This is a genomic window from Sinomonas soli (assembly GCF_054782415.1).
On the sequence record NZ_BAAGSN010000006.1, the window covers coordinates 364730 to 383274 of the forward strand.

Genomic DNA, 18545 nt, shown 5'->3' on the forward strand with positions numbered 1-18545 from the left:
TCGTCGTCCTCGCCAGAGGCGGAGTCAGTGGTGGGTCATCGGAGGCCTCTCGTCCTTGCGGACCGCGTAGTGGTGTCCCTCGGAGTCGGTCTCGACGTCGAACGTCAGCAGCTCGGACTCGGAGGCCTGCTCGAAGTCGTCGTGCTTGTGGACCACCGGCGCACCGATGTCGCTGTGCGATGCGGGCCCCCAGACCGCAGCGGCGCGGTCGGTGAGGTGCGTGAAGGCATCGAGCACCCTGTGCGAGTGGGGCATCTCGTATCACCCCCTTCCGGTACGGGAATTGTACGCCCGGGGGCGATCGGGGGAATGGTCAGCGCAGCGACTGGTCCCCGGGGTCCTTCGGGACCACGTAGGTGCTGCCGTCGGGGCGCGTGACGGTCTCGAACTGCTGCGCCTCGGCCTCGCGCAGGAGCAGGAGGCTCTTGTTCACCTCGGTCATCTCGTGCGTGGACGAGCTGCGGTTCGCGGGGCCGAAGAAGAAGCGCAGCTTCCCCGTGGCACGCATGAACCGCTGGGCGAAGTTGTCCTCCGACATGGCATCCTTCCTTCCTCACACCGGATACCCAGATAGTACCCTCATTATTAGTGAACTAATTAATTGAAGGCCATCGAAAGGCCAAGATGAACGACGACGACCTCCTCCTCGAACGGCAGCTCTGCTTCGCGCTCAGTGTCGCGAGCCGCAGCGTCGTGGCCTCCTACAGGCCCGTGCTCGAGAAGCTCGGCCTCACCCATCCCCAGTACCTCGTGATGCTGGCCCTCTGGGAGCGGTCCCCGCGCACCGCGAAGGACATCAGCGAGGCCCTCCTCCTCGAACCCGCCACCGTCACCCCGCTGCTCAGGCGGCTCGAGGGCGCCGGATTCCTCACGCGGGCCCGGCAGCAGGGCAACGAGCGCGCACTCGACGTCGCCCTGACGCCCAGGGGCCGCGCCCTGCGGGAGCAGGCCCTCGCGGTGCCCACCACGATGATGGCCCGGCTCGGGATCAGCCGGGAGGAGGCGGCCGAGCTCCACGGCTCGATGATGCGCCTCATCGCCGCCGCGCAGGCCAGCCGCGAGGCCGATGCCGCCGTCTGATTCCGCTCCCCGTCCCTCCCCCGTGGAGGGGGCCCGGCGCACCCGGCCGTGGCACAGTGGAGGCATCACGCCAGGAGGGAAGCCATGGGGTTCATCGGTCGTCTCGCGGTCCCGTCACTGCGGGGGCTCGCCGCCGCCACCGTGGTGCTCGCCGCGTGCTCCCCGGGGCCGCAGCGCCCCCCGGGAGGCGGCCCTTCGCAGCCGTCCGCAACGTCCAGTCCCTCCGCGGGCGCGTCGGGCGCCGTGCCGTCCAGCACCGCCGGCGGCACCCCGGGCGCGGCCACAGCGGAGCTGCAGGTCGTCGTCGTGCGTGCCCCCGGCGAGCCCGAGCAGCGGTGGACGCTGCGCTGCTCAGGCGCCGACCTGCTCCCGGGCAGCACCCATCCCACCGGGGCCGCGGCCTGCGCCCTGGTAGCCGCCCGCCCGGAGGTGCTCGCGCCGCCGCCCAAGGATCAGGTGTGCACCCAGCAGTACGGCGGCCCGGAGGTCGCCACCGTGACGGGAACGGTGAACGGGACGCCCGTGGACCGGCGGTTCACCCGCACCGACGGCTGCGGGATCTCGGCCTGGAAGATCGCGGTCCCCCTCCTCGGCTCGCCGGGCGGCGCCGTCTAGCCGCAGCCTGTCCCGCCCAGAGGTGCGGGGCCCCGGGACCTCGGGGGATAATTGTCCGATGCCCTCCCCCGCCCCGAGCCCCACTGCGTCCGTGCACGCCGTCCTGGCGCAGGACGAGTGGCTCCCACGCGCTCAGGCTTATGCTGCTCGTGCGGCACGCTTCGCCGAGCCGTTCGTCGACCGGCGCAACGCGCGCAGGAAGCACCCCATCGAGGACTTCCTCTTCACGTACTACACGCACAAGCCCGGGCAGCTGGGCCGCTGGCACCCGGGCGCAGGGGTCGCCCTCGTGGGCGACGCCGTCAGCGAGCGCCTGGACTGGAAGCACCACCGCCCCCTCACCCCTGACGAGCGCGCGGCGGCCGGGATCGCGGACGATGCCCCCGCCGTGGTGCTCGACCTGCCCGCGTACGCCGCCGAGCGGGAAGAGACGGTCCGGTTCTGCGGGATCATCCTGCGCGGGACAGCATCCCGCCCTGCGAACTTCGGATGCTTCGGGCTGCACGAGTGGGCCATGGCGTACCGGAGCGAGAAGTTCGGGATCCGGCACGAGTACCTTCCGCTGCGGCTCGGCGCGGACGGCACGGACCGGGTGGTCGAGGAGCACCGCATCCGCTGCACGCACTTCGACGCGTTCCGCTTCTACTCGCCGGACGCCGCCCCGCTCAACGAACTCCAGCCCACCCGCGCCAGCCAGCGCGACCTCGAGCAGCCCGGCTGCCTCCACGCCAACATGGACCTCTACAAGTGGGCGTACAAGCTCGGCCCCGCCGTCCCGGGCGAGCTGCTCATGGACTGCTTCGAACTTGCGTGGCGCGTGCGGACCATGGACATGCAGGCCTCTCCGTACGACCTCTCAGACTGGGGCTTCGAGCCGATCCGGATCGAGACGCCGGCCGGGAAGGCCGCGTATGTCGAGGCACAGCGCGGCTTCGCCTCCGAGGCGGCGGCCCTGCGGGAGCGGCTCACGGCAGCGCTCGCGCCCCTCGAGGCCGTCCTCGCCTGAGGCAGCTCGCCCTTGGACGGGCGCGCGCCGCGACGGAAGTGACTCCCCGCCGCGGACTGCCCCGCAGCCTCCGTCGTGCGACGGCTGCTGCGGGGCAGTCCTCGGGTGTGGTCAGCCGAGCCGGGGCCCGGTCTCCCGGGCCCTGGGGTCAGCGGATCACCGGCCAGGGACCTTGTCTGCGGTCGACATCGTCGGGGCGCCGGCCGGAGCCGAGGCCGCCGCTCCGGAGCCGACCGTGAGATCGATCCAGCTCGTCACTCCGCTCGAGCCGAACGTCAGCCGGCCCATGTAGGCGCCGGCGGAGAGCCCATTCCAGGCCAGGGTCTCCGTGGCCTGGCTGCCGTTGGCTGCCACGAGCGGGTTCGGGGTCGCGGTCGCATTCCCGGCATCGCCGGCCCAGGCGGCCGCCTGGATCACCGCGTCCGTGGCGCCGTTCCCCGGCGACGCGAAGAGGTTGGCGATGATGTAGTACGTGCCCGCGATCGGGTTCGGGATCTCGAGCGACTCGCTCGCCGACCCGGTGGCAGCGGTGAGCTGCTTGAGGCCCCCGGAGCCGTTGGGCGCGAGGACGTACATGTCCCAGTCGGTCCTGCTGTCCGCGGCCTTGAGCACGAACCGGGCGGTCTTCTGGCCCGCGGGGACCGCGACCGAGACCAGTCCGTTGGAGGCGTCGTTTGCCCCGGCGACGGGTCCGGGAACCTTGGTGACGGCCTTCTGGGCGACCGGCGCGAGGCCCTCGAGGCCCACCGGGATCGGGCTGTTGGAGCCCGAGGTCACGGTGAAGGTGCCGGACCCGGTTCCCGTGGCGGAGGAGAAGCTGTAGGCGGGGTCCACCTTGGCCTCGACCGGGCGGATCGCGATCGGCGAGGTCACCGTGCGCGGGCCGACCCACGAGAGCGAGCCCGTGGTGAAGGTGCCGTTGGGCGCCGAGACGTTCTTGATGGTGATCGTGACCTCGCGGGTCTGGCCAGCCTTGGCGAAGTTCAGCGCCTGCGGCTCGACGTGGAAGTCGATCCCGGGCAGGTTCACCTTGGGCCGGTACATGCCCGGCACCAGGGCCGTGATCTTCCGCGTGACCTGGACCTCGCCCACGAGGGAGCCGAGGGCGAAGGAGGGCAGGTTGACGTCCTTCGCCTCGACCGAGCCGGCCTGCGGCGCGCCGGTCGGGTAGCCCTGGCCGTTGAGGAACGCGAGCCAGTCCTTGGTCCCGGCGTTGTACACGAGGCCCGGATCGGTGACCTTGGTGGTGTCCACGTGGCCGGCGCCGCCGTCGAACGGGTTGGTATCCGGGGTGCCGTCCGCGTTGACCAGCGGGTACGCCGTGGTCATCATCGCGGACTTGACCATGGCCGGCGTCCATGCCGGGTTCTTGCCGAGCACGAGGGCGCCCACGCCGGCGATGTGCGGGGAGGCCATGGAGGTGCCGGACATGAAGCCGAACTGCTCGCCGTTGTTCGCGATCGGGGAGACGCCCGCGAGGACATTCACGCCCGGGGCGGACACGTCCGGCTTGAGCAGGTCCCCGCCGGAGGCGAGCGAGGGCCCGCGCGAGGAGAACCCGGCGATCTGCGGCGCCGGGCTGGCCGGCTTGCCGGTGAGGTCGCCCTTGACGAGGCTCACGGTCAGCGCCGGGTCCGCGGCGACCTTGGCCTTGAGCGCTGGGCCGTCGGGGGCGTTGACGTGGATCGTCGGGACCGAGTGGAGGTCGGAGTCCTCGGAGCTCGGGGTCAGGTTGACCAGGACCATCCCCACGCCGCCGGCCCGCTTGACCTCGGCGCTCTTGTCCACGCGGGCGTTGATGCCGCGGTCGCACACGACGACCTTCCCGGTCACCTTGGCCGGGTCGAGGGTGCCTGCCATGCAGAGGTTAGCGTCCTGCGCCCCGGCCGCCGCGGCGTCCGCGGCCAGGACCGGCTGCCTGTCCTTGACCTCGCCGCTCATCACGGTCGCCCCCCGGTACTTGGAGCCGTCGGAGAGCACGACCGTGCCGACGAGGTCGCCCGGGAAGGTGCTGGCGGCGACCGAGGTCACCCACGGCGCGGCGTGGTTGACCGTCGAGGGGGTCGGGCCGGAGTTGCCGGCCGAGTTCGCCACGAAGATCCCGGCGGAGGCGGCGTTGAGGAACGCGAGCGCCACCGGGTCCGTGGTCGAGTCCGTGTTCCCCGAGATCGAGTAGTTGAGGACGTCCACGCCGTCCGTGATCGCCGCGTCGATGGCCGCGACCGAGGAGGAGGAGTAGCAGCCGCCCGTGTTGGGATCGTCGTCCTCCCAGCAGACCTTGTAGACGGCGACCTTGGCGGCCGGCGCAACTCCGGAGCTGACGCCGAAGTCGGTGCCGGAAATGCTCATGTGCACGTCCGCGTTGCCCGCGGCGGTCGACGCCGTATGCGTGCCGTGGGAGCCGACGTCCACCGGGGAGATGAGCTCCTCCGGGGCGCGGTGCTCGGGGGCGACGCTGGCCAGGAAGGGATCGGCGAAGTACCGAGCCGAGAGCACCTTGGAGTTGCACGCCGACCCGTCGAACGCGGCACCGGTCCCATGGCCGGGCTGGCATTCGCCCTTGAACGTCTGGCCGTCGCCCTTGAGCATGGCGACGGTGCCGTCGGCATCGCGGTACGGGACCCCGACCTGCGGCGTGGCCCCGGGGGCCAGGGGCTTGACCGGCTCACCCGTGAGGAACGGGTTGCTCGGGGTGTAGCCGGTGTCGATGACGCCGACCACGGTCGCTTTGCCGGCGTTCGCCTTTCCCCCGAACTGCGTGGCCCAGGCCCCCTGCGGGCCGGTGAGCTTCATGAAGTCGTTGGAGGTGTAGTCCGGCGCGGACTGCTCGTCCTTGGCGACGGTGAGGACCTTGGAGTCCTTGGCGAGGGAGGCAGCCTGCGCGCCGGTGAGGGTGGCGGTGAAGCCGTTGAGCGCCGTCGTGAACTGCTGCCCGACCTTCACGGCATGCTTGCCGGCCACGTCGCGCTGGGCCTTGCGCAGGTGCGCGTCGTACGCCTTGACGTTGGGGGCGCCCGCGTCGACCTTGCGGCCGTTGCCCGGCTTGGTCGGCGCGTAGCCGGGCGTGCCGCCGTCGTAGGCGGCCACGGCCTGCTCGGCGAGCACCACGATGTAGCGCCCGTCCTCGTAGACCTTGCCGGTGTCGGCGGACGGCGCCGCCGACGGTGCGGCCGGCGTGATGTCCGGCGCGGCGTGCGCGGGCGCAGCCGCGACACAGAAGGCGAGCGGGATGCCGACGGCGAACGCAGCCAGGCGCTGCCGGCGCGGCCCGGCGCCGCGAAGGGGTTGTCTCTTCACGCGATGAGACCTTTCACTGGGGCGATGTGACTTCCGCCACGGGGCGGAATGACACCCAAGCTACCCGAAGCGACTGCTTCACACCAGTAATTTCTCGGCTGCGTCACGGCTTGTTCACAGCGCTGTCACAGGAGCGCCGAGGAAAATGCCAGATCGGCACCGCCGCCGCAGTGCGGATCAAAAGACAACGCAAATGTGCCCTATTTCTCAGGCGCTTCTGCCCTAGCGCCGGAGTATATTTCTGGGTACTTCTTCAGTCCTCTTGAGTACGACGACGACATGCAAGGAGGCACAGGCAGCGAGGGATGCAGACGCCGGAACACCGCAGCTGGGCTAAGGCCTCGAGCCCCGAGCGGTCCGGATCCGAAGAGGCCGGATTTCACGTCAATCACTCAACAGAAAACCAGATGCCAACGAGGGGCGCGCCAGTGACGGCGCGCCCCTCCTCTCGTGGCACCCCCGCACGTTCAGTCCGCTTCGACCTCGCCGTCGAGGTAGAGCCAGGGTCCGCCCTCGCGCACGAACCGGGAGTGCTCGCGCTGGACGCCGCGCGCCGCGCCGTCGCGCCAGTGCGCCGCGAAGTCGACCGTCCCCTCGGCATCGAAGGGGCCGCCGGCATCGACGCGGATGACGTCGAGGCGTCGCCAGTGCATCGTCCCGTCCAGTTCCAGCGCGGCCGGGCGGGTGGACGGGTGCCAGGTCGCGAGCAGGTACTGGGCCATCTCGGGGCCGCCAATCGCGAAGGCGCTGTAACGGGAACGCATGAGCGCCTCCGCCGTCGGGGCGGCCGCGCCGTGCGCGCGGCCCTGATGGAACCGGCCGCAGCAGGAGCCGTAGGTGTCGCCGCTGCCGCAGGGGCAGCGGGAGTCGGTGTGGAGGGGCATGCCGACCAGCGTAGCGAGGCAACGCTCCACGCCCGGAAGTGCCCCTTGATCCGGCTGCCGGCCCGCCGGTCCGGCCGCCACGGGCGGCCGGCCGCCACACCGGGCGGCCTGTGGCCCGCGTCACCGCCGGGCGCTCGCCGCTTCATGAGGGACCCGGGTCGCGGGCCGGCGGGACCCCTCCGGTAGAATTGGGGTGCCCCCTCCCCTATCCACAGGAGCCTGTCCCGATGCCGCGGATCGTTGTCGACGTCATGCCCAAGCCCGAGATCCTTGACCCGCAGGGGAAGGCCATCGTCGGCGCCCTGCCGCGGCTGGGCTTCACCGCCTTCAGCGGCGTGCGCCAGGGGAAGCGCTTCGAGCTGACCGTGGAGGGCCCCGTGACCGAGGAGATCCTCGAGCAGGCCCGCAACGCGGCCGCGACGATGCTCTCCAACCCCGTCATCGAGGACGTCGTCAACGTCGAGGTCGTGCCCGAGGACGGCGCCGAGGTGCGCGCGGACGCCGACGCCGCCGAGGTGGACTGAACACATGAGCGAGACTCCCCTCATCGCAGACCTGCGCGGGCCCGAGCCGGCCCCGCTCTCCGGCGCCAAGATCGGCGTCGTGACCTTCCCTGGCACGCTCGACGACCGCGACGCCGCGCGCGCCGTCCGCCTCGCGGGCGCGACCCCCGTCCCGCTCTGGCACGCCGACGACTCGCCCAGCGCGCTCGGAGACGTCGACGCCGTCGTGCTCCCCGGCGGCTTCTCCTACGGCGACTACCTCCGCGCCGGCGCGATCGCCCGGTTCGCCCCGCTGATGGGCCGGATCGTCGACGCCGCGAACTCGGACGCCAAACTGCCCGTGCTCGGCATCTGCAACGGCTTCCAGGTCCTCACCGAGAGCCACCTCCTGCCGGGCTCGATGATCAAGAACGACCACCTCAAGTTCATCTGCCGCGACCAGGTGCTACGGGTCGAGAACGCGTCCACCGCGTGGACCAACCAGTACGAGGTCGGCCAGGAGATCACGATCGTCCTGAAGAACCAGGACGGCCAGTACGTCGCGGACGAGAAGACGCTCGACGAGCTCGAGGGCGAGGGCCGGGTCGCCTTCCGGTACGTCGGCTGGAACCCGAACGGGTCGCGCCGCAACATCGCCGGCATCACCAACGCCGCGGGCAACGTGGTGGGCCTCATGCCGCACCCCGAGCACGCCGTCGAGCCCGGCTTCGGGCCGCTCAGCGCCGACTCCGGCGACTACTCGACCGACGGGCTCGGGTTCTTCACGTCCGTCCTGACCACGCTCGTCGCAGGGGGCACCAAGTGACCGCAGGGAACACCAACGCCGTGACCGCCCGCAAGTTCAACATCGACACCGTCGAGCACGCGGCGCAGACGCCGGAGACCGAGCTGCCCTGGGCCGAGCTCGGCCTCAAGGAGAACGAGTTCGAGGAGATCGTCAAGCTCCTCGGCCGCCGCCCCACCGCCGCCGAGCTCGCCATGTACTCGGTGATGTGGAGCGAGCACTGCTCCTACAAGTCCTCCAAGGTGCACCTGCGCCAGTTCGGCGAGAAGCTCACCGACGAGATGAAGAAGGACATGATGGTGGGCATCGGCGAGAACGCCGGTGTGACCGACCTCGGCGACGGCTGGGCCGTCACGTTCAAGGTCGAGTCCCACAACCACCCCTCCTTCGTCGAGCCCTACCAGGGCGCGGCCACCGGCATCGGCGGGATCGTCCGCGACATCATCTCGATGGGCGCACGGCCCGTCGCCGTCATGGACCCGCTGCGCTTCGGCGCGGTGGACCACCCCGACACTGCCCGCCTCGTGCACGGGATCGTCTCCGGGATCGGCGGCTACGGCAACTCGCTCGGCCTGCCGAACATCGGCGGCGAGGTCGTGTTCGACTCGGTCTACCAGGCCAACCCGCTCGTGAACGCGCTCGCCGTCGGCGTCCTCCGCCACGAGGACCTGCGCCTCGCCAACGCCTCCGGCGTCGGCAACAAGGTGGTCCTCTTCGGCGCCCGCACGGGCGGCGATGGGATCGGCGGCGCCTCGGTGCTCGCCTCCGAGTCCTTCGACGACTCCAAGCCGTCCAAGCGGCCCGCCGTCCAGGTCGGCGACCCGTTCGCCGAGAAGGTGCTCATCGAGTGCTGCCTCGAGCTGTTCAAGCACTCCCTCGTCGAGGGCATCCAGGACCTCGGGGCCGCGGGCATCTCCTGCGCCACGAGTGAGCTCGCCTCCAACGGCGAGGGCGGCATGCAGGTCGAGCTGACCGATGTGCTCCTGCGCGACCCCACCCTGACCCCGGGCGAGATCCTCATGTCCGAGTCGCAGGAGCGCATGATGGCGGTCGTGACGCCCGAGAACGTCGCCGCGTTCGAGAAGGTCATGGACAAGTGGGACGTCGAGTACTCGTGGCTCGGCGAGGTCACGGACACCGGCCGCCTCATCATCACGTGGGACGGCGAGACGATCGTGGACGTCGACCCGCGCACCGTGGCCCACGAGGGTCCCGTCTACCACCGCCCGTTCCACCGCCCCGAGTGGCTCGACGGCGTCCAGGCGGACACCTTCCGCGCCTCCGAGGCCGGCAAGGGCCTGCCCGCCACCGGCGAGGAGCTCAAGGCCGCCGTCCTCGAGCTCATGGCGAGCCCGAACATGTGCGACAAGTCGTGGGTGACCAGGCAGTACGACCACTACGTGGGCGGCAACACGGCCCTCGCCTCGCCCGACGACGCCGGCGTGATCCGCGTCGACGAGGAGACCGGCATGGGGGTGGGCCTCTCCACCGACGCCAACGGCCGCTACGCCTACCTCGACCCTTACACGGGCGCGCAGCTCGCCCTCGCCGAGTCCTACCGCAACGTCGCCACCTCGGGCGCCGTCCCGATGGCCGTCACCGACTGCCTCAACTTCGGCTCCCCCGAGGACCCCGAGGTCATGTGGCAGTTCGCCGAAGCCGTCCGCGGCCTCGCCGACGCCTGCCAGGTCCTCGGCATCCCGGTCACCGGCGGCAACGTCTCCCTCTACAACCAGACGGGCACCACGCCGATCCACCCCACCCCGGTGGTCGGCGTCCTCGGCCGATTCGACGACGTGGACCGCCGCACTCCCTCGGGCTGGCAGAGGAACGCGGACGGGCAGGCGGTCTACCTGCTCGGCGCCACGCGCGACGAGCTCGATGGCTCCGAGTTCGCCAATCTCCGGGGCCACCTCGGCGGGCTCCCGCCGGCGCTGGACCTTGAGGCGGAGAAGACGCTCGGCGCGATCCTCATCAACGCCTCGCGGGACGGCATGATCGACTCGGCCCACGACCTCTCCGAGGGCGGCCTCGCCGCGGCCCTGTCCGAGATGGTGCTCCGCTTCGGCGTGGGGGCCCGGGTTGCGCTCGGGGACCTGTGCGAGCGGGACGGCGTGGACGCGTTCACGGCGCTCTTCTCCGAGTCCCAGGGCCGTGCGCTCGTCGCCGTGCCGCGCTCGGAGGAGGTCCGGTTCAACGACATGGCCTCCGCCCGGAACTACCCGGTGGTGCGCCTCGGCATCGTGGACGTGCTCGCGACAAGCCTCGAGGTGCAGGGCCTGTTCGACCTGCCGATCGACGAGCTCCGCGAGGCCCACGAGGGGACCCTCCCGAAGTACTTCGGCTGACCCGGGCCCGACGAGGCAGACCACGGTGGCCCCGCCAGAGGACAGAGCGCGTTCCGACGCCGCGTCCCCGGCGGGGCCGCTGCCGTCCGTGGCGCCCCCGGACCTCGGGCTCGACGCCGCCGCCGTGGCCGAGCGCGAGGCCGCCGGGCTCGTGAACACCCTGGACCGGCGCACCTCGCGCCCGGTGTGGCAGATCGCCCGGAGCCACCTCTTCACCGTCTTCAACCTCATCCTGGGCCTGTGCGGGGCCACGCTCGTGGCGCTGGGCCGGTGGCTGGACCTCATGTTCCTCGCCGCCGCGGCGGCGAACATCACCATCGGCTTCGTCCAGGAGCTGCAGGCCAAGCGGCGGCTGGACCGCCTCGCGGTGCTCGAGCAGAGCCCGGTCCGGGTGCTCCGGTCCGGTGCCCCCGCGGAGGTGGCGCCCGATCGGGTGGTGATGGACGACGTCGTGCTCCTCCGCCGCGGCGACCAGATCCCCGTGGACGGCACGGTGCTGGGCGCCGAGGAGCTCGACGTGGACGAGTCGATGCTTACCGGCGAGTCGGCGCCCGTGTCGAAGGCCGTCGGCTCGCCGGTCTCCTCCGGCTCGTCCGTGGTCGCGGGCCACGGCAGCATCCGCGTGACGGCCCTCGGGGCCGGTTCCCGCGCCGAGCGGCTCACGGCCGAGGCGCGGCGCTTCACCGAGGTCGGGTCCGAGCTGCGGGACGCCCTTGCCCGGGTGGTCCGCTGGATCAGCCTCGTGATCGTGCCCATGATCGCCGTGGTGCTCAACGGCCAGCTGCAGGCCGCCGGCGGATGGGCGGCGTCCTTCGAGTCCGGTGCCTGGCGCGACGCCCTCGTGGCCGCGGTCGCCTCCGTGACCATCATGGTCCCGCAGGGCCTCGCCCTCCTGACCACGGTCTCGTTCGCCGTCGCGGCCGTGCGCCTCGCCCGCGGGCGCGTCCTGGTCGAGGAGCTCGCCGCCGTCGAGGTGCTCGCCCGCGTGGACGTGCTGTGCTTCGACAAGACCGGGACCCTCACCGAGGGCGGGATCCACGTCGAGGACGCCATCCCGGTGCACGGGCCGGCCGGACCGCTGCCGGGCTGGGACCGTGCCCTGGCCTGGATCGGCGCGGACCCGGACGCGAATCCCACCGCGGCGGCCCTGGCCGAACGGTTCTCGGCGCCGCCGGACCGCGCCCCCTCCCGGGTCATCCCGTTCTCGTCCGCCCGCCGCTGGAGCGCGGTCCAGTTCGACGGCGGCACGGCGGACGGCGCGTGGCTGCTCGGCGCCCCCGAGGCCCTGCTCGGACAGGACCCGGCGTCCGCCCCGGTCCGGCAGGCAGCGGCCGAGGCCGCGGAGCGGGGTCTGCGCACTGTGGTCCTGTGCCGTGCCGACCGGCTCCCCGCGGACGGCGCGCTGCCCGCCCGGGTGCGGGCCGCCGTCGTGCTCGCCTTCCGCGAGCGCCTGCGTCCCGACGCGGCCGAGACCCTCGCCTACTTCCGCGAGCAGGGAGTGGACCTCAAGGTCGTCTCGGGGGACAGCCCGGGCACCGTCGCGGCCGCGGCGAGGGCGGCGGGAATGGACGCGGCGGACCCGGTGGACGCGCGGACGCTGCCCGAGGATCCTGCTCAGCTGGCGGACGCACTCGAGCGGCACAGCGTCTTCGGCCGGGTCGGGCCGGAGCAGAAGAGGGCCATGGTGCGGGCCCTGCAGGCGCGCGGCCACGTCGTGGCGATGACCGGGGACGGGGTGAACGACGCGCTCGCGCTCAAGGCGGCGGACCTCGGCATCGCCATGGGCACGGCCGCGCCGGCGACCAAGGCGGTGGCCCGGCTCGTGCTCCTCGACGGCCGGTTCTCGCGGCTGCCGGCGGTGGTCGCGGAGGGGCGGCGGGTCATCGCCAACATCGAGCGGGTCTCCCGGCTGTTCCTGACCAAGACCGTCTACGCGTTCCTGCTGGGGATCAGCTTCGGCGCGCTGGCCTGGGCGTTCCCGTTCCTGCCGCGGCAGCTCTCGACCTCGGACTTCCTCATGCTGGGGTTCCCGGCCTCCGTGCTGGCCCTCCTGCCCAACACCCGCCGCTACGTGCCGGGCTTCCTGCGGCGCGCGGTCACCGCCGCGGTGCCCTCGGGCCTCGCAATGGCTGCCGCGATCCTGGGGGTGTACGCCTACGGCCGGTGGGCCACGGACGCCTCCCAGGAGCAGATCGAGGCGGCCGCGTTCATCACCCTCACCGTGAGCGGACTCTGGGTCCTCGTGATCGCGGCGCGCCCGCTCACCCGCTGGCGGCTGCTCCTCGTGGGATCCATGTACGCCGGGACCGTTGCGGTGCTGACCGTTCCCGCCTCCCTCCAGTACCACCAGCTCGCGGACCCGGACGCGCGGCTGACCCTCGCGGCCCTTGCCTTCGCCGCCGGCGCCTGCGTGGTCATCGAGGCGGCCCACCAGGTGCTCAGACGCCGCCTGCGGGCGTGACCTCGAGGACGGCGGCCCCGGTGATCCTGTCCCCGGCGAGGTCCGCGAGCGCACGGTCCGCGTCCTCAAAGGCGTAGGGCACCGTGGTGGTGCGGACGGGGATCTGGGCCGCCAACCGGAAGAACTCCTCTCCGTCCGCGCGGGTGTTGGCCGTGACGCTGCGCAGCTGCCGCTCCTCGAAGAGGTGCTCCTGGTAGCTCAGGGACGGGATGTCGCTGAGGTGGATCCCGGCGACGGCCAGGGTCCCCCCGCGGTCCAGAGCGGCCAGGGCCGGCGGGACGAGCGTGCCCACGGGCGCGAAGAGGATCGCCGCGTCGAGCTTCTCGGGTGGCTCCTCGTCGGCGCCGCCGGCCCACACCGCGCCCAGGTCCAGCGCGAGCTGCCGCGCCTCCGGGGCGCGCGTCATGACGTAGACGGCGGCGCCGCGGTGCAGTGCGAGCTGCGCGGTGATGTGGGCGCTGCCGCCGAACCCGTAGATCCCGAGCCGGCCGCCGTCCGGGAGCGCGGCCCGCTGCAGCGCCCGGTAGCCGATGATGCCCGAGCACAGCAGGGGCGCGGCCTCGCGGTCGCTGAAGGCGTCCGGGATCGGGTAGGCGAAGTCCTCGCGCACGACGGCGAGCTCCGCGTACCCGCCGTCGTCGTCCCACCCGGTGAAGCGGGGTGCTGTGCAGAGGTTCTCGCGGCCCGTGCGGCAGAACCGGCAGGTCCCGCAGGTGCCGCGCAGCCAGGCGATGCCGACGCGGTCGCCGGGCTGGAAGAGGGTGGTGCCCGGCCCGAGCGCCTCGACGCGGCCCACGGCCTCGTGGCCGGGGATGACGCCGGGGCGCCGTGGGTCCAGGTCCCCTTCGGCGAGGTGCAGGTCGGTGCGGCACACGCCGCAGGTCGAGACGCGCACCAGGACCTCCCCCGGGCCCGGGACGGGATCAGGCCGCTCGCCGAACGCCAGCGGCCCGGGGCTGCCGGCCGCCGGTCCCGGCCGGTCCACCCACCATGCGCGCATGGCGCCATTCTCGCGCGGCGGCGCCCCGGCAGGACAGGGGCAACCGGCCCTCGCCCCCGCCCCCGCGCTGAGGAGTCATGTCCGTAGGCTGAGGGGTCATGTCCCCACGTTGAGGGGTCACATCCCTGACCGGGCAACGCAGGGACATGACCCCTCAACCAGATGGTCAGCCCGAGACGATCGTGACGAGGTGGGTCGTCGGGTCGTAGCGGAAGGCGACCGGGCCGCCCGGGTGGTCGAAGCCGATGTTCGGCCCGTTGAGGGCACCGTTGGTCCCGTAGTTCACGTCCCACGATCCGTTGATCGCTGCCTTGAACGAGTACGAACCGGCAGGCAGCGAAGCGAGCCGCAGGATCCAGCCCTGCGAGCGCGCGTCCCACGTGGCCGCGGTCGCGGCGCATCCCGGATCCCAGTCGCCCGCGCACCCCGCGAGGTGCTGGTAGGTGCCGGGGAAGTTCACCGAGGAGGGCTGGGTGGCGGGCAGGCCCGCCGCCACGAGGTGGGTCGAGTCGTTGTAGCTGAACACGACGGTGCCCCCGGGGTGGTCGAGGGAGATGTTGGGCCCGTTCGGTGCGCCGCCCATCCCGTAGTTGACGTCCCAGGACTTGTTGAGCGCCGCCTTGTAGGAGTAGCTGCCCTGCGGGAGCGTGTACGTCCCGCGCCAGACCCCCTGCGCGGGATCGAACGCCAGCTGCGCCTGCGGGCACGCGGGCTGCCAGTCGCCCGGGCAGCCCATGGCCGTGTTGAGCGTCCCGGCCACCGCCACGGCCGAGGGCTGGGCCGCGTGCTCGGACACCGAGGTCTCGTGGGTGTCCTGCCGGTAGGTGAAGGTGAGCCGTCCGCCGGGGTGGGTGAGCGTGATGTTCGCCCCGTTGGGCGCCCCTCCGTCGCCGTAATTCTGGGTCCAGGACCCGTTGAGCGCCGTCTTGAACTGGTACGTCCCGGCCGGGAGGTCGAGGGTGAGGCGCCACTCGGAGGCGATCGGGTCGTACTGGGCCATGGTGGCCTGGCACGCCGGATCCCAGTCGCCGGGGCAGCCGGCGAGGTGCTGGAAGTCGCCCGCCACCGTCACCGAGAGCGGCTGCGGCGCGGGGCCCTTGGGCGCGTCCGGGTCGACCGGCGTGGGCACGACGGCGGAGGCGGTCGCCGACGTGGCGGTGTGGCCCGCGTTGTCGAGCGAGATGGCCCGGTACTCGAGCGGGGTGCCCGGCGTCATGCCCTTCGTCGCGTCGAAGACCTGGTACGGGTAGGTGTCGTCGGTGCCGATGTTGTGCCATTGACCGGCGGTTCCCGCGGCGCCGGGGACCCTGGCCTGGAACGTGACCTCGTAGAACGAGTCGTGCGGCAGGTCCGCGGTGACGTTGACGCGCGTGTTGTCACCGCCGACCGCGGCCGGGGCGCCGAGGGTGGGCACGGGGGCTGCGGCCGAGTCGGGGATGCGGCCCGCGGACTCGTAGACCACCGCGGAGAAGGCGGGGACTGTCACGGTCAGCGTCTTGTCCGCCGCGGTCTTGAGCCGGTCCGCGGCGCCGGCACCGAACACCTTCGCGAACGGACGCTGGGCGATATAGGTGGGCACGGCGGCCGTGCGGGCCGCGGCGGTGTTGTTCAGGGCCACGACGTACTCGCGCTGGGCGGCCGCGTCGATGCGCGAGAACGCGTACACGCCGGGCGTCGTCTCGGCGTACCGGTCCTGGTGGGCGCCCGTGCGGAGGGCCGGATTGGCCTTGACCACCTGCGCGAGGTCCGCGATCGAGGTGTAGAGCGGATGCGTGGTGACGTAGTTGTCCGAGGCGTGCGTCGCCGTCGTGCCTAGGAGCGGATCGGCGAGGTACTCCGGGGTCTTCGACGCGAACATGTCCTGCCGCGCGAGCTGGTCCCCACCGGTGCCGGTGAAGCCCTGCTCGTCGCCGTAGTAGACGATCGGGTTGCCGCGGGAGAAGTACATGAGCTCGTTGGCGAGCCGGTCGCGGGCCACCTTCTCGGCGTCGGACGCCGTCGGATTGTCCTGGTCGATGAAGGAGCCGATCCGGCCCATGTCATGGTTCCCGAGGAATGTGGGCAGCTGGTACACGTTCGAGGTCGCGGTCGTGTACCAGTCGTCGCCCTGGAAGAGCTTCTGCAGGGTCGTGGCGGGCGAGGAGGCCGAGGCGTAGGAGCGCGCCGCCTGCTGGAACGGGAAGTCGAGCACGGCCTGGACCTTGTCCGAGGTGGTGAACTTCGAGGTGAAGTCGCGCGAGGTGTCGTAGACCTCCCCGAACATGAAGAAGTCCTTCTTCCCGACGGAGTGGGCGTAGTCGAGGATCGCCGGCGAGAACTTCTGCCAGAACGCGTCGTTGACGTGCTTCATCGTGTCGATCCGGAAGCCGTCGATCCCGAAGTCGCCGATCCACTTCTTGTACACGTCGATGAAGCCGTTGAGGACCTTCGGATTCTCGGTGAAGAGGTCGTCGAGGCCCGAGAAGTCCCCATAGTTGGCGCTCTCCCCAGCGAAGGTCGAGTCGCCGCGGTTGTGGTAGAGGCTCACGTCGTTGAGCCAGGCGGGCACCTTGACGTCCTGCTCGCCGGCGGGGATGTACGGGTGGTACGGGAAGGACGTGGCCGGGTCCATGGCGGGGAAGCTCGGCTGGTCGGCGACCGCGGCGTCGTCGAACGCCGTCCCCGAGGCGTCCTTGTACGGGGAGGCGGTCTTGCTCAGGTAGGGCATGCGGGAGCCCTCCTGGTACTTGATGACGTCCGCCGTGTGGTTGGTGATGATGTCGAAGTAGACCTTCATGCCCCGCGCGTGCGCCTTCGTGATGAGGTCGCCGAGCTCGGCGTTCGTCCCGAGGTGCGGGTCGATCTGGGTGAAGTCGGTGATCCAGTAGCCGTGGTAGCCGGCGCTGTGGTCCTCAGGCTGGACGGCCTTGTTCTTGAAGCTTGGGGTGAGCCAGATGGCCGTGGTGCCCAGGCCCTGGATGTAGTCCAGTTTGCCGGTGAGGCCCTTGAGGTCGCCGCCGTGGTAGAAGCCCTTGTTGGTCGGGTCGAAGCCGGAGGCCATCGGATCCGCGCCGAGGCCGCCCTGGTCGTTGGCCGCAGTGCCGTTCGCGAAGCGGTCCGTCATCACGAAGTAGTAGTTCTCGGTGCCCGCCGGCGTCCGGAACGAATGCGCCGCCCCCGGGCCACCGGCGTCGGACGACGGCGGCGGGGCGGCCGTCGCGGTCGTGGCACCGCCGAGGGCGAGGGCGGCCGCGAGGACGACGGCGGTGCTGGCCGCCCGCGCCCTCGGGGAGCGGACGGGGCGCGGGCAGACAGGGCGGTACCGCATGGAGACCTCCAGGGAAGCAGTGACCCCGCCCACTATGGTCTATGTCACACCACGTGACAAGGAGGTCACACCCGCGTCACTCGACAGCATGGAGGCCGCCTGCCACGATCGTGGTCATGAGCTCCAGTGCGCCTGCCGACCCGCGGCTGCGGGACCTGGCCCTGCTGCGGCGCGTGCGGGACCGCATCGACAGGGAGTACGCCGAGCCGCTCAACGTCGAGGCGCTCGCGCGCGGCATCCACGTCTCGGCCGGCCACCTGAGCCGCCAGTTCCGTGCCGCCTACGGCGAGTCCGTCTACCAGTACCTGATGACCCGGCGCATCGAGCGGGCCATGGCGCTGCTGCGCGTCGGCGCGCCCAGCGTCACCGAGGTCTGCTTCGCCGTCGGCTTCTCCTCGCTGGGCACGTTCAGCACCCGCTTCGCCGAGCTGGTCGGGGTCCCGCCGAGCGTGTACCGCGACCAGGGCACCGACGTCAGTGCGGGCATGCTCCCGTGCATCGCCAAGCAGGTCACCAGACCGGTCAGGAATCAAGAAGCACGGCTCCCGGCGGCGTACGTACCGTGAAGCCATGGAACTCACCATTCATGCAAGCGCCCTCCCCCACACCGATCCCGAGGCGTCCCTGGCGTTCTACCGGGATGCCCTCGGCTTCGAGGTCCGCCAGGACGTGGGCCGGGGAACGATGCGCTGGATCACGGTCGGGCCCGTCGGCCAGCCCAGCACGTCCATCCTCCTCGCGCCGCCCGCCACGGATCCCGGCATCACCGAGGACGAGCGGCGCACCATCGCGGAGATGATGGCCAAGGGCACCTACGGGTGGATCCTGCTGGCCACGCCCAACCTCGACGAGGTGTTCGAGAAGGTCCAGGCCACCGACGCCGACGTGGTGCAGGAGCCCACCCTGCAGCCCTACGGCCTGCGCGACTGCGCCTTCCGCGACCCGGCCGGCAACCTCGTCCGCATCCAAGAGCTGCGCTGATGTGCCACCCCGCGTGGGCTCCGGCCCGCGCGCCCGCGCCGTGCCCGCGCGAGCTCGTGCGGGTGCGGCGCCTCCGGGATCTGATCGACCGGGACGACGCGAGGAGGGTCCGGGCCGCGCACGACGGCGCCCGGCGGCTCCCGCTCGACGTCGCGGCCTTCGCCCTCGCCGCGTGCTCCGGCATCCCCGCTGCCCAGCTCACGCGCGAGTTCACGTGCGCGTACGGAGTGTCGCCGGAGGAGTACGCCTCGGCCGGGGCCCTGAGGCGCTGGGCCTCCC

Annotated in this window: 15 protein-coding genes; 9 read left to right on the forward strand and 6 right to left on the reverse strand. The window is 71.8% G+C overall.

The features are described from left to right. Positions 1-24: 24 nt before the first annotated feature. Both ACYVKZ_RS07340 and ACYVKZ_RS07345 read right to left on the reverse strand, forming a co-directional pair. The gene (locus ACYVKZ_RS07340) at positions 25-255 is read right to left on the reverse strand and encodes a hypothetical protein (RefSeq protein WP_307008142.1); all 231 of its coding nucleotides are present in this window, start codon (positions 253-255) and stop codon (positions 25-27) included. A gap of 58 nt (positions 256-313) precedes the next feature. Further along, entirely contained in the window at positions 314-538 is a 225-nt protein-coding gene (locus ACYVKZ_RS07345; RefSeq protein WP_460991435.1) for a hypothetical protein, read from the reverse strand. A gap of 86 nt (positions 539-624) precedes the next feature. Between ACYVKZ_RS07345 and ACYVKZ_RS07350 the strand changes: the two genes are divergently transcribed. From ACYVKZ_RS07350 to ACYVKZ_RS07360, 3 genes are all read left to right on the forward strand, one after another. Beyond that, complete coding sequence (locus ACYVKZ_RS07350; protein ID WP_460991436.1) at positions 625-1080, forward strand: MarR family winged helix-turn-helix transcriptional regulator; 456 nt, start codon at positions 625-627, stop codon at positions 1078-1080. Between the two features lie 84 nt (positions 1081-1164). Continuing rightward, a complete protein-coding gene (locus tag ACYVKZ_RS07355) occupies positions 1165-1695 on the forward strand; it encodes a serine protease inhibitor (RefSeq protein WP_460991437.1) in 531 nt (176 codons plus the stop codon). A gap of 58 nt (positions 1696-1753) precedes the next feature. Further along, positions 1754-2701, forward strand: coding sequence for a 3-methyladenine DNA glycosylase (locus tag ACYVKZ_RS07360; protein ID WP_460991438.1), 948 nt, complete (start codon positions 1754-1756; stop codon positions 2699-2701). A 156-nt stretch (positions 2702-2857) separates the two neighbouring features. Here ACYVKZ_RS07360 and ACYVKZ_RS07365 read toward each other — a convergent pair whose 3' ends face one another. Both ACYVKZ_RS07365 and ACYVKZ_RS07370 read right to left on the reverse strand, forming a co-directional pair. Beyond that, complete coding sequence (locus ACYVKZ_RS07365) at positions 2858-5998, reverse strand: S8 family serine peptidase (protein WP_460991439.1); 3141 nt, start codon at positions 5996-5998, stop codon at positions 2858-2860. Positions 5999-6465: 467 nt separating this feature from the next. Continuing rightward, positions 6466-6882, reverse strand: coding sequence for a YchJ family protein (locus ACYVKZ_RS07370; RefSeq protein WP_460991441.1), 417 nt, complete (start codon positions 6880-6882; stop codon positions 6466-6468). A gap of 227 nt (positions 6883-7109) precedes the next feature. On the opposite strand from ACYVKZ_RS07370, the gene purS reads away from it, so the two are divergent. Genes purS through ACYVKZ_RS07390 form a run of 4 tightly spaced genes read left to right on the forward strand, consistent with a single transcriptional unit; the run spans position 7110 to position 12978 of the window. Continuing rightward, on the forward strand, positions 7110-7406 hold the full coding sequence (gene purS / locus ACYVKZ_RS07375; RefSeq protein ID WP_460991443.1) for a phosphoribosylformylglycinamidine synthase subunit PurS: 297 nt from the start codon (positions 7110-7112) through the stop codon (positions 7404-7406). Between the two features lie 4 nt (positions 7407-7410). After that, on the forward strand, positions 7411-8190 hold the full coding sequence (gene purQ, locus ACYVKZ_RS07380; protein WP_460991445.1) for a phosphoribosylformylglycinamidine synthase subunit PurQ: 780 nt from the start codon (positions 7411-7413) through the stop codon (positions 8188-8190). Beyond that, the gene (purL, locus tag ACYVKZ_RS07385) at positions 8187-10517 is read left to right on the forward strand and encodes a phosphoribosylformylglycinamidine synthase subunit PurL (protein ID WP_460991446.1); all 2331 of its coding nucleotides are present in this window, start codon (positions 8187-8189) and stop codon (positions 10515-10517) included. Before purQ ends, purL begins: the two co-directional genes overlap by 4 nt. A gap of 25 nt (positions 10518-10542) precedes the next feature. Beyond that, positions 10543-12978, forward strand: a complete 2436-nt coding sequence (locus ACYVKZ_RS07390) for an HAD-IC family P-type ATPase (RefSeq protein WP_460991448.1) — start codon at positions 10543-10545, stop codon at positions 12976-12978. Here ACYVKZ_RS07390 and ACYVKZ_RS07395 read toward each other — a convergent pair. Beyond that, positions 12956-13978, reverse strand: coding sequence for a zinc-dependent alcohol dehydrogenase family protein (locus ACYVKZ_RS07395; RefSeq protein WP_460991450.1), 1023 nt, complete (start codon positions 13976-13978; stop codon positions 12956-12958). The genes ACYVKZ_RS07390 and ACYVKZ_RS07395 overlap by 23 nt on opposite strands. Before the next feature lie 166 nt (positions 13979-14144). After that, the gene (locus ACYVKZ_RS07400) at positions 14145-17285 is read right to left on the reverse strand and encodes an alpha-amylase family glycosyl hydrolase (RefSeq protein WP_460991452.1); all 3141 of its coding nucleotides are present in this window, start codon (positions 17283-17285) and stop codon (positions 14145-14147) included. Between the two features lie 116 nt (positions 17286-17401). Between ACYVKZ_RS07400 and ACYVKZ_RS07405 the strand changes: the two genes are divergently transcribed. Both ACYVKZ_RS07405 and ACYVKZ_RS07410 read left to right on the forward strand, forming a co-directional pair. Beyond that, positions 17402-17851: a helix-turn-helix transcriptional regulator gene (locus ACYVKZ_RS07405; protein WP_460991454.1), complete on the forward strand. Its 450-nt coding sequence runs from the start codon at positions 17402-17404 to the stop codon at positions 17849-17851. Between the two features lie 4 nt (positions 17852-17855). Beyond that, the gene (locus tag ACYVKZ_RS07410; RefSeq protein WP_307008163.1) at positions 17856-18266 is read left to right on the forward strand and encodes a VOC family protein; all 411 of its coding nucleotides are present in this window, start codon (positions 17856-17858) and stop codon (positions 18264-18266) included. The last annotated feature ends 279 nt before the right edge of the window (positions 18267-18545 follow it).